We start from the raw sequence: 11,929 nt of genomic DNA on the forward strand, positions 1-11,929 counted from the left end.
ACTGCCCCTGCCCGCCCCCAAACCACCAAGGAGCCCACCCATGCTGCAACGCCGATGGATTTTGAACGCCAGCGCTGGCGCCCTGCTGGCAGGCGCTGTGGGCGCCCCGGTGGCGGCGTGGGCCCAGTTGCAGGATGTGAACGATGCCATCAACAAGGCGGGCCGCCAGCGCATGCTGAGCCAGCGCATGGCCAAAGCCTGGCTCATGCTGGCCCACCAGGCCGATGCCAACCCGGCGCGCCAGGCGCTGGCCCAGTCCATCAAGCTGTTTGAGCGGCAGCTGGCAGAACTCAAGGCCTACGCCCCGCAGGCAGACATCCGCACCACCTACACCGAGCTGGAAGCCGCCTGGAGCGCCTACAAAACCGTGCTGACCACGGCCCAGCCCTCCAAAGACGCGGCCAGCAGCCTGCTGCAGGCCGACGCCAAGGTGCTGGCCCTGGCCCACCAGGGCACCGTGCAATACGAAGCGGCCTCGGGCAAGCCCGTGGGCCATCTGGTCAACGTGGCCGGGCGCCAGCGCATGCTGAGCCAGCGCATGGCCAAGTTCTGCCTGGCCGCGATGCTGCAGGTGGACGCTGCCACCAGCACCACCGAAATCGACAAGGCGCGCAAAGAGTTTTTGAGCGCCAACGAATTGCTGCGCACCGCGCCGCAAGCCACCGACCGCATTCGCCAGGAACTGCAACTGGCCGACGGGCAATGGGTGTTTTTTGACGCCGCGCTGCAGCGCATGCAAACAGGCGCCAACACGTTTCGCCAGGTGTCCGAGGTGTTTGTGACCAGCGAGAACCTGCTGGCCAGCATGGACCGCGTCACCGGCATGTATGCCGCCCTGGCCGCCTGACACAGAGCCCAGAGCCCCCCAACAACCACAAGGAATCGCCACCATGACTGAATGGACACTGATCTGCCGCATCGAAGACATCCCCGTGCTGGGCTCGCGCCGCGTTGCCCGCCCCCAAGGCCTGGATGTGGCGGTGTTCCGCAACGACGCGGGCGGCGTCTTCGCCCTGCTCGACCGCTGCCCGCACAAGGGTGGCCCCTTGTCGCAAGGCATTGTGTTTGGCACCCATGTGGCCTGCCCCATGCACAACTGGACCATCGGCCTGTGCGACGGCCAGGCATCGGCCCCCGATGAGGGCTGCACCCCCAAGTTCACCGTGAAGGTGGAGGACGGTGCCGTGTACCTGGACGCTGCAGAGCTGGCCACCGTGGCCACGGATTTGACGCGGCCCATCGCCGGGCCTGCACGCCGCACGGTGGGCGCGTAGGCGCGTAGGCGCAGGGTGCCTTGTGCGCCCGCCCCTTGCCAACAAGCCCAGCCCCCAGACCCCTGCGCCAGCCCCAACGGGCACCATAGCTATAAAAATAATAGCTGCTAGCTCTTATAAATAAAGCGCTAGCGCCGTAAAACATTCAAAGCCACACGCCATGCAAGAAACCAAATCTACCTGCCCCTACTGCGGCGTAGGCTGCGGCGTGATCATTGAAAGCGACGGTGCACAGATCACCGGCGTGCGGGGCGACCCGAACCACCCCGCCAACTTTGGCCGCCTGTGCACCAAGGGCTCGACGCTGCACCTCACGGCCAGCAGCCCCATCACGCTGCAGACCCGGCTGCTGCAGCCCTTGCACCGCGCGCAACGCAGCGATGCCCCTCGGCCGTTGTCGTGGGATGCGGCCCTGGGCCTGGCCACGGACAAGTTTGCCCACACCATCCAGCAGCACGGCCCCGACGCCGTGGGTTTTTACGTGAGCGGCCAGCTGCTGACCGAGGACTACTACGTCTTCAACAAGCTCGCTAAGGGCCTGATCGGCACCAACAACATCGACACCAACTCGCGCCTGTGCATGAGCAGCGCTGTGGCCGGCTACAAGCAGACGCTGGGCGCCGACGCGCCGCCCGCCTGCTACGACGACGTGAAACACGCGCAGTGCCTGTTCATTGTGGGCAGCAATGCGGCCTGGGCGCACCCCATCCTGTTCCGCCGCATCGAAGACGCACGCGCCGCCAACCCCGGCATGAAGGTCATCGTGGCCGACCCGCGCCGCACCGACACGGCGGGCATGGCCGACCTGTTCCTGCCCATCCAGCCCGGCAGCGATGTGATGCTGTTCAACGGCATGCTGCACATCATGCTGTGGGAAGGCTGGATCGACGCCGCCTACATCGGCGCACACACCACGGGCTTCGACGAACTCAAGGCCCTGGTGCGTGACGCCACGCCCGAGCGCGTGGCCCAGGTGTGTGGCATTTCGGTGGCCGACCTGACCACGGCCGCCAAGTGGTTTGCCACGTCCAAGGCTACGTTGAGCCTCTACTGCCAGGGCCTCAACCAGAGCAGCAGCGGCACCGCCAAGAACGCAGCGCTCATCAACCTGCACCTGGCCACCGCACAGATCGGCAAACCCGGCGCAGGCCCCTTCAGCCTGACCGGCCAGCCCAATGCCATGGGCGGGCGCGAGGTGGGTGGCCTGGCCAATTTGCTCAGCGCCCACCGCGACCTGGCCAACCCCCAGCACCGTGCCGAGGTGGCCGCGCTGTGGGGCGTGGTCGATGTGCCCAGCAAGCCGGGCAAGACGGCGGTGGAGATGTTCCAGGCCGCTGCCGACGGCGAGATCAAGGCCCTGTGGATTGCCTGCACCAACCCCGCGCAGAGCATGCCCGACCAGGCCACTGTGCGCCGCGCCCTGCAGCGCGCCGAATTTGTGGTGGTGCAAGAGGCCTTCGCAACGGCCGAGACCGCGCGGTACGCCGACCTGCTGCTGCCTGCCACCACCTGGGGCGAAAAAACCGGCACCGTGACCAACAGCGAGCGCCGCATCTCGCGCGTGCGCTCTGCCGTGCCCGCATCCGGCGCGGCACGCCACGACTGGGCCATTGCGGTGCAGTTTGCGCACCAGCTGGAGGCACGCCTGCGCCCCGGCCAGCCCACGCTGTTTCCCTACACCACCGACCATGCAGACCAGGGCGCCGAAACCGTGTGGAACGAACACCGCGAAAGCACCCGCGGCCGCGACCTGGACATCACCGGCCTGTCGTGGGAGATGCTCGAATCTGCTGGCCCGCAGCAGTGGCCGCTGCCCGAGGGCGTCACCACCGGCAAGGCCCGCCTGTACGAAGACGGCATCTTCCCCACGGCCGACGGCCGCGCCCGTTTTGCCGCGCATGCCTGGCAACCCACGGCGGAACAACGCGAATCGCGCTACCCGTTCAGCCTGACCACGGGCCGCCTGCGCGACCAGTGGCACGGCATGACCCGCACCGGCACGCTGGGCCGCCTGTTTGGCCATGTGGCCGAGCCCAGCGTGCAGCTGCACCCGCAGGACATGGAGCGGCGCGGCCTGAAGAACGGCGACCTGGTCTACGTGACGAGCAAGCGCGGCACCATCGTGGTACCCGCGCAGGCCGACACCACCGTGGGCCTGTCGCAGGCCTTCATGGCCATGCACTGGGGCAGCGAATTTTTGAGCGGCTGCTCGTCCACCGGCGAGCGCTTGGCAGGCGTGAACGCGCTCACCACCTCGGCCTATTGCCCCACGTCCAAGCAGCCCGAGCTCAAGCACGCGGCCGTGAAGGTGCTCAAGGCCGAGCTGCCCTGGACACTGCTGGCCATGGCTTGGCTGCCCGCCGACAGCGCCCAGGCCGCACGCGAAGCGCTGTCCGCACTGATGGCGCAGTTTCCGTTTGCCAGTTGTGTGCCCTTCAGCAACAACACGCCGCTGGGCGAACCCGGGCGCGAGCGCGTGGGCGTGCTGCTGCGCGCCGCCGCGCACGAAGCCCCGCCGGACGCCACGGTGGAACGCATCGAAGCCCTGATGGGCCTGGCCACCACCGACACGCTGCGCTATGCCGACAAAAAACGCGGCCAGCGCCGCGCCGCGCGGCTGGCACGCCACGATGACACCACCACGCTCGAAGGCATCGTGCTGGCGGGCGACACCAGCGCCGAGGGCTGGCTCAAGACCCTGCTGCAAGAAGAACTGCCCGCGCAAACTTACGGCCGCCTGCTGCTGGTCCCCGGCGCCAAGGCACCCGTGGCCGTGCAGTCGCGCGGCAAATCGGTGTGCACCTGCTTTAACGTGACGGACGCCGCCATCACCGCCGAGCTGGCACACTGCCACGGCACCGACGACGACCGCCTGGCCCAGCTGCAAGGCAAGCTGCGCTGCGGCACCAACTGCGGCTCGTGCCTGCCCGAACTAAAGCGCATGGTGCGCACCACCGGGCCGCTGGCGTCCAAACCCGCGACACAGGCCGTCATATAACCAAAAGTTGTCTGGGTTGCGCCAAAATAGCGCCCCACCCACCTCACTGCCACAACCACCGCACCAGGACTTGTGCAATAGGGCTCCAGCTAGGCATTTTCGGCGCAGACAGTACGCCTGTACGGCAAGCCGAAATAACGACGCTGGAGCCCTATTTCACAAGTCCCGCCACACAAAACCATGGCTATCAGTCAGTACATCAAGGAAATCGGTCGCGGCCCGCGCGGCTCCAAGCCGTTGACGCGTGAGCAGGCAGCCGACCTGTTTGGCCAGGTGCTGGATGGCAGCGTGACCGATCTGGAAATTGGCGCCTTTTGCCTGGCCATGCGCATCAAGGGCGAAACGCCCGAAGAAATGTGCGGCTTTCTGGACGCGACGCACCAGCGGCTGGCCAAGCTGCCAGCCACCAGCCGCGCCACCATCGTTCTGCCCAGCTACAACGGCGCCCGCAAGCTACCCGTGCTGACCCCGCTGCTGGCCATGCTGCTGGCACGCGAGGGGCTGCCCGTGCTGCTGCACGGCATGCGTACCGAAGCGCGCAGGGTTTTGGCATCAGATGTGCTTGAAGCGCTTGATATCAAAGCGCTAGCAGCTCCTGAAACCATAGCAAATGGACAGGTGGCACACATCCACACCCAGCACCTGCACCCCGGCCTGGCGCGCCTGTTGTCCGTGCGGCAGGTGGTGGGCCTGCGCAACCCAGGGCACAGCGTGGTCAAGTTGATGAACCCCTGCGCGGGCCCAGCCGTGGTCGTCACGGCCTACACCCACCCCGAGTACCTGGACATGCTGCACGCCACATTCACCAGCATGGGGATGACTGCCCTGCTCTCGCGCGGGCTGGAAGGCGAAGTGGCCACCGACCCGCGCCGCAAGCCCCGTTATGACGCATTCGTGGGCGGCCAGCACCGCCTGCTGGAAGAACAGCAACCTGGCACCGCCGCCGAAGTGCCCGGCCTGCCCACCGAAATCGACGTGGCCACCACGGCCGAATACACGCGGCAGGTGCTGGCGGGCGCCCTGCCGGTGCCCCCGGCGCTGGCGCGGCAGGTGGAACATATCTTGCAGGTGGCAGCACAAACTTCCTGAGAGACAAAGCCATGAGCAGCCCAACCCAACCCTCTTCTTCCGACCCGGCCCGCCCCCATTTGGGCACGGGCGGACAATGCACCTTGGTGGGCGCTGGGCCAGGAGACCCAGAGCTGCTCACCATCAAGGCACTCAAGGCCATCCAGGCCGCCACGGTGCTGCTGGTGGACGACCTGGTGAGCGACGCCATCGTGGCCCACGCCTCACCCAGCGCCCGCATCGTTTACGTGGGCAAGCGCGGTGGCTGCAAAAGCACGCCCCAGGCCTTCATCGAAAAGCTGATGCTGATGGCCGTGAACGAGGGTGAGAACGTGGTGCGCCTCAAGGGAGGCGACCCATTCATCTTTGGCCGTGGCGGCGAAGAGGTGGAACACCTGCGCGCAGCAGGCGTGCCGGTGACGGTGATCAATGGCATCACGGCGGGTCTGGCCGGGCTCACTTCACTGGGTGCACCGCTCACCCACCGCGAGCACGCGCACGGCGTGGTGTTTGTCACTGGCCATGCCAAGCCCGGCGACACCGGCACCGACTGGAAAGCCCTGGCCCGCACCGCCAGGGACGCCAAGCTCACCCTGGTGATTTACATGGGTGTGAGCGGCGCCGCCACCATCGAGCAAGAGTTGCTGAGCGGCCTGCCTGCGCACACGCCGGTGGCCATCATCCAGCACGCCAGCCTGCCCCACCAGCGGCACGCCATCACCACATTGGGGCGGCTGCAGGCCACCATCACAACACAGGGGCTGGGCAGCCCCTCGGTGATTGTGGTGGGCGACGTGGTGCGCGGGGTGGCGCTGGCTACGCAGGATGCGGCTGAGGCGGCCCCCCAGGCCCGCCGCGCGACCTGATCACGCCTTCAGCCACAGCGCCCGGAGCAGCGCGTTACACGTGACCCCTGCGGGTTTCACTGCCCCGCCGTCTGGCGCACTTCGGCAAATCGCGCAGCCAATTCCTTGCGCAGTGTTTTGCGCATCAAGGCCGCATCCCAGCGGCGGCGCTCATCCGGGGTGGATGGCGTCAATGCCGGCACGGCCACCGGCTTGCGGTTTTCATCCACCGCCACCATGGTGAAAAAGCAGCTGTTCACATGGCGCACCACCTGCGAGCGAATCTCTTCTGCCATCACCTTGATGCCCACTTCCATCGACGAGCTGCCGGTGTAGTTCACGCTGGCCAGAAACGTCACCAGCTCCCCCACGTGAATGGGCTGCAGAAACATCACCTGGTCCACGCTCAGCGTCACGGTGTAGCAGCCCGAATAGCGGCTGGCGCACGAATACGCCACCTGGTCGAGCAACTTGAGGATGGCGCCGCCGTGCACGTTGCCCGAAAAGTTGGCCATGTCAGGCGACATGAGCACGGTCATGCTGAGTTGGTGTGAAGGGATGTTCATGCTGCGATTTTAGGAGTGGGGCCCGATCCGCTGGACCATGCTTTGCGCCAGATCACACAACATGCACGCGCCGTGCCTGCTTCGCTACACTCGCGCGGGCATCCGAGGCTTTCCCTCTCGGATGCAAGGGAGGAACCAACAATGATCGAACTAGAAAAACTCAACGAATTCACCGAAAGCCACGGCGCACTGCGCACAGGCAAGGGGCTGGTGTCAGGCGTCATCGCGCTCACGCTGGCCATTTTGTGCCTGCTGGGCGTGCTGGCATTTCACTTTCCGCAGTACCTCACCACGCCCGAGCTGCGCAAGAGCTACGACGTGAACATCATCCGCACCATCATGCTGGCCGCCATGGCCGCGGCGGGTGGTATCTCGCTGGTCAACATCCTGTTCAACCGCGCCCGATGGCTGGCCACGTTTGCGTTTGCCATGGTGGCGCTGGCAGCGCTGCTGGGCGGGCACAAGGTGGAGGTGGACCCGAACTTCCCGGACCACACGCCCTACATTGGCCTGGACTGGTTCATCCTGGATCTGCTGGGCAGCTCGCTCATCTTCATCTTCATTGAAAAGCTGTTTGCGCACCGCAAGGACCAGCCCGTGTTCCGCGCCGAGTGGCAGACGGACTTTCACCACTTTATCGTGAACCACATGGTGGTGGGCTTTGTGCTGCTGGCCACCAACCTCATCGTGCACAAGTTCTTTGGCTGGGCCGCCAACAATGGCATTCGCGGCTGGGTGCAAGGCCTGAACTTCTGGGTGGCGCTGTTCGGCATCATTCTGGTGGCCGACCTGGTGCAGTACTGGACGCACCGCGCCTACCACGAGGTGCCGCTGCTGTGGCGCCTGCACGCGGTGCACCACAGCGTCAAAAGCATGGACTGGATGGCCGGCTCGCGCCAGCACATCCTGGAGCTGATCATCACCCGCTCGATGGTGCTGGCGCCCATCTACGTGCTGGGCTTTTCCAAGGAAGTGATCGATGCGTACATCGTCATCGTGGGCTTCCAGGCGGTGTTCAACCATGCCAACGTGAGCGTGCGCCTGGGCCCGCTGCGCTATGTGCTGGTCACGCCCAACTTCCACCACTGGCACCACAGCCAGGACCAGGAAGCGCTGGACAAGAACTACGCCGCGCACTTCGCGTTTCTGGACTACCTGTTCGGCACTGCCGTCAAAAGCACCAAGCTGTGGCCTGAGCACTACGGAGTGCTGGGCGACTACGTGCCCAACGGGTTCATCAAGCAGTTGAAGTTTCCGTTTACCTGGAAAGGCTAGGAACAAGCTGCGCGCATCTGCAGCCTGAGCTGGCCTTGTGCGTGCACGGGGCCCGCGCGATGCGTGCACCCACCCGCTGGTCGTCGTTCCGCAACAACACCTGGAAACAAATAAACAAGAACTATTCTCAATAAATTTACAATGCACGGCTCCGTTAGCAAGCCGTGCGTCCTGAAGGGGCTGCGCCGCCAGCCAGTGTCCTCACCCTCCCCTTCAGGAACCCCGCATGCGCTCATCGTGCCCTGCTGGCAGCCGCCGTGCTGCCGCCCCCAGCCTGCATCCCATTGCCCTGGCGGTCGCCGTTTTCACCTTCAGCCCCGCCTGGGCCCAAACGGGCACTGCTGCGCCGCAGCCCGCCGAGCAGACCCTAACCAGCGCACCCGATGAATTGGTGCAAGAGCCCAAAGCGCTAGGGGGCATCACCATCTCTGGCGCACGCGAAAGCGCCTCCACCCGCCTGCCCCTGACGCCGCGCGAAACCCCGCAGTCCACCAGCACCGTGACCCGCGCGCAGATCGAGCGCCAGTCGCTCACCAGCATTGATGCGGTGCTGCGCAACGTGAACGGCATTGCGGTGAGTTTTTATGACACGCAGCGCCCGCTGTACTACGCGCGCGGATTCCAGATCACCGACTTCCAGACCGACGGCCTGCCCAGCTACAGCAGCAGCACCAACCAGGAATTCGACACCGCGCTGTACGAACGCATCGACATCGTGCGTGGCGCCAACGGCATCCAGACCGGCGTGGGTGTGCCCTCAGCCACCATCAACATGATCCGCAAGCGCCCGCAGCGCGAGTTCGCGGCCTCTGTGGCACTCACGGCGGGTTCCTGGAACCTGTACCGGGGCGAGCTGGACCTGAACGCACCGCTCAACAGCGACGGCAGCGTGCGCAGCCGCCTGGTCGTCGCCCCGCAGAAGAAGGAGAGCTTCCGCGACCGCTATTCCGAAGACAAGACCGCCCTGCTCGCTGCGGTGGAGGCCGACATCGGCCAGTCCACCGTGGTGGCACTGGGCTACCAGCGTCAGTCCAACGGCCCCAAGGCGCCCATCTGGGGCACCATCCCACGCTTTGCCACCACGGGTGCGCCCATCGACCTGCCGATCTCCACCAGCTTTTCACCATCGTGGACACGCTGGGAACGCACCTCCGGCACGCTCTACGCCACGCTGGACCACCAGCTCAACGACGACTGGAGCCTGAAGGCCGCGCTGAACCACACCGAGGGCGATACCTTCCGTCTGAGCACCTACGGCTCTGGCGCTACCACCAGCCAGGCCCCGTTCATCAACCCGGCCACCGGCACGGGCACGACGCTGTATGCCGCCGTGGGCGGCGGCAGCGAAAAGCAGGACACGGTGGACGCCTACCTGTCGGGCAAGTTCGAGCTGGGCGGCCGCAAGCACGACCTGGTGGTGGGCATGAGTTCCACCCGCACCGCCGCGCGCACCGATGGCTACACGTCCGTGGCGGGCTGGAGCTACGTGATCCCCAACATCTACACCTGGGACGGCAACGCGCCTGCGCCCACCTACTCTAAGACAGGCGCCTGGCGCACGCAGATCACGCAGCAGACCGGCCTGTTCGCCTCGGCACGCTGGCGCGTGACCGATCCGCTGTCGGTGCTCACTGGCCTGCGCCTGACCGACTGGCACCGCCACTCCGACACCTATGGCACCACCGGCGCCTACGCGGGCCGCTCGGCCATCCAGGACGAGAACCGCAAGGTCACGCCCTTCATCGGCGCGGTGTACGACATCACGCCCACGCTGTCGGCCTATGCCAGTTACGCGCGCATCTTCAACCCGCAGAACTACAAGGACCGCAACAACAATCCGCTGTCGCCCGTCATCGGCAGCAATGCCGAGGCTGGGCTGAAAGCCGAGCTGTTTGAACGCCGCATCCAGGCACACTTTGCGGTCTTCCAGACGAAGCAAGACAACTTCGGCGTGCGCGACAGCGCCATCACCACCCCGCTGCCCGACGGCACCCTGCCCTACGTCGCCGTGAATGGCACGAAGTCCACCGGCTTTGAACTGGAATTCGCAGGCATGGCCACCCGGCAGTGGCGCGTGAGCGCGGGCCTGACCCGCGCCAAGGTCACGCGCGCCCCCACCGACCTGATCTACGCCAACATGCCCGACTACCTGCTGCAGCTGGGCACGGACTACCAGCTCTCCGGCACGCTCGCGCCGCTGTCGGTGGGCGGCAACCTGACCTGGCAAAGCTCCATTGAAGGCTTCAACATCCCGCACCCCAGCGGCACCGTAACGGTGAAGCAGTCGCCCAAGGCCATCCTCAACCTGCGCGCGTCCTGGCAGTTCAACCCCAAGCTCAGCGCCACGCTGGCGGTGAACAACGTGGCCAACCAGAAATACTGGGCCAATCTGGACTACGGCAACTATGCGGACCCACGCAACGTGAGCGTGACGCTGCGCGCAGAGTTCTGACCCTGCTTGCCCAGCAAGCCAGCCCTCCGGTGGACAATCACGCGTTTTGTTCACCGGTGGGTTGTTGTGTCTTCCATTCCCTTTTTTGATGCCGTCATCATCGGCGCGGGTGCTGCAGGCTTGTTCTGCGCAGGCCAGGCGGGCCAGCGCGGCCTGAAGATCTTGCTCATCGACCACAGCGAGAAGGTGGCCGAGAAGATCCGCATCTCGGGCGGCGGGCGCTGCAACTTCACCAACCGCGACCTGGATGTGCGCGCCCCGCACAAGCACTTTGTGGGGCAGAACCCGCAGTTCTGCCGCTCTGCCCTGTCGCGCTACACCCCGGCCGACTTCATTGCGCTGGTGCAAAAGCACGGCATCCCCTTCCACGAGAAGCACAAGGGCCAGCTGTTTGCCGACCGTTCGGCCGAAGACATCATCCAGATGCTGCTGGCCGAATGCGAAGCAGGCCAGGTCACGCGCTGGCAGCCGTGCAGCATCAAAAACATAGCCTTTTTGGCCTCTAACGCCCACGAATCAAGCGCCGGCAGCTATCAAATTGATACCAGCCAGGGCCCAGTGCACACCCGCAGCGTGGTGGTGGCTACGGGGGGCTTGTCCATCCCCAAGATCGGCGCAACCGACCTGGGCTATCGGCTGGCGCAGCAGTTCAGCATTCCGCTGGTGGAGCGGCGTCCCGGGCTGGTGCCGCTGACTTTCGATGGCGCGGATTGGGCGCCCTACGCCCAACTGTCAGGGCTGGCGCTGCCCGTGCAGATCAGCACCGGCAGCAAAAAAGAGCGCATGGCGTTTGATGAGGATTTGCTTTTCACCCACCGCGGCCTGTCGGGCCCGGCGGTGCTGCAAATCTCCAGCTACTGGCGCGAGGGCACGCCCCTGGCCGTGAACCTGGCGCCCACGGTGGACTTGCCAGAAGCGCTGCAGCAGGCCAAGGCCCGCTCGCGCAAGCTGATTGCCAACGAGCTGGCCACGCTGGTGCCCAGCCGCCTGGCCGATGCGTGGGCGCAGCGCGAGGCCGACTGGCAGCGCCCTGTCAATGAGGCTTCTGACAAAGCCCTGGCCAAGCTGGCCGAGCAATTGGCCCGCTGGGAGCTGACACCCACCGGCACCGAGGGCTACAAAAAGGCCGAGGTGACGCTGGGCGGCGTGGACACCAAAGCCCTGTCGCAGCAGACCATGGAGTGCAAGGCCCAGCCGGGGCTGTACTTCATTGGCGAGGTGGTGGACATCACGGGCTGGCTGGGCGGCTACAACTTTCAATGGGCGTGGGCCAGCGGCATGGCCTGCGCGCAGGCGCTGCCAGGGCCGCAGTGAGTTTTTTGGGGCGTCTGCAGGCCTTTTGCAGGCAACTTCGGCGCCAACTGCTACCGTTTTTCATTGAAGTCGCTATAATCTTTGGCTTTGCTGGCAATACCCCGTCGGCCAATACTAGTTAGAGACGGGGACAACCG

9 protein-coding genes are annotated in these 11,929 nt (G+C 65.6%); 8 read left to right on the forward strand and 1 reads right to left on the reverse strand.

Annotation, left to right across the window (positions count from 1 at the left end):
• Positions 1-43 precede the first annotated feature (43 nt).
• The 5 genes from PQV96_RS12755 to cobA all read left to right on the forward strand — a co-directional run bounded on the left by PQV96_RS12755 (position 44) and on the right by cobA (position 6,206).
• The gene (locus PQV96_RS12755) at positions 44-847 is read left to right on the forward strand and encodes a type IV pili methyl-accepting chemotaxis transducer N-terminal domain-containing protein (RefSeq protein WP_420482209.1); all 804 of its coding nucleotides are present in this window, start codon (positions 44-46) and stop codon (positions 845-847) included.
• 43 nt (positions 848-890) lie between these two features.
• Entirely contained in the window at positions 891-1,274 is a 384-nt protein-coding gene (gene nirD, locus PQV96_RS12760) for a nitrite reductase small subunit NirD (RefSeq protein ID WP_099655083.1), read from the forward strand.
• A gap of 160 nt (positions 1,275-1,434) precedes the next feature.
• A complete protein-coding gene (locus PQV96_RS12765; RefSeq protein ID WP_207374289.1) occupies positions 1,435-4,272 on the forward strand; it encodes a nitrate reductase in 2,838 nt (945 codons plus the stop codon).
• A 180-nt stretch (positions 4,273-4,452) separates the two neighbouring features.
• A complete protein-coding gene (ybiB, locus tag PQV96_RS12770) occupies positions 4,453-5,361 on the forward strand; it encodes a DNA-binding protein YbiB (protein ID WP_207374290.1) in 909 nt (302 codons plus the stop codon).
• A gap of 11 nt (positions 5,362-5,372) precedes the next feature.
• Positions 5,373-6,206 carry a uroporphyrinogen-III C-methyltransferase gene (gene cobA / locus PQV96_RS12775; RefSeq protein ID WP_207374291.1) on the forward strand — a complete coding sequence of 278 codons (834 nt, stop codon included), beginning with the start codon at positions 5,373-5,375 and terminating at the stop codon, positions 6,204-6,206.
• A 56-nt stretch (positions 6,207-6,262) separates the two neighbouring features.
• On the opposite strand, the gene PQV96_RS12780 is transcribed toward cobA, so the two are convergent.
• Positions 6,263-6,751 carry an acyl-CoA thioesterase gene (locus PQV96_RS12780; protein WP_273623123.1) on the reverse strand — a complete coding sequence of 163 codons (489 nt, stop codon included), beginning with the start codon at positions 6,749-6,751 and terminating at the stop codon, positions 6,263-6,265.
• A gap of 141 nt (positions 6,752-6,892) precedes the next feature.
• Between PQV96_RS12780 and PQV96_RS12785 the strand changes: the two genes are divergently transcribed.
• From PQV96_RS12785 to PQV96_RS12795, 3 genes are all read left to right on the forward strand, one after another.
• Positions 6,893-8,026, forward strand: a complete 1,134-nt coding sequence (locus PQV96_RS12785) for a sterol desaturase family protein (RefSeq protein ID WP_273623124.1) — start codon at positions 6,893-6,895, stop codon at positions 8,024-8,026.
• Positions 8,027-8,252: 226 nt separating this feature from the next.
• Entirely contained in the window at positions 8,253-10,478 is a 2,226-nt protein-coding gene (locus PQV96_RS12790; RefSeq protein WP_273623125.1) for a TonB-dependent siderophore receptor, read from the forward strand.
• Between the two features lie 66 nt (positions 10,479-10,544).
• Positions 10,545-11,792, forward strand: coding sequence for a BaiN/RdsA family NAD(P)/FAD-dependent oxidoreductase (locus tag PQV96_RS12795; RefSeq protein ID WP_273623126.1), 1,248 nt, complete (start codon positions 10,545-10,547; stop codon positions 11,790-11,792).
• Positions 11,793-11,929: the final 137 nt, after the last annotated feature.

It is taken from the genome of Acidovorax temperans (assembly GCF_028596105.1).
Classification (GTDB): domain Bacteria; phylum Pseudomonadota; class Gammaproteobacteria; order Burkholderiales; family Burkholderiaceae_C; genus Acidovorax; species Acidovorax temperans.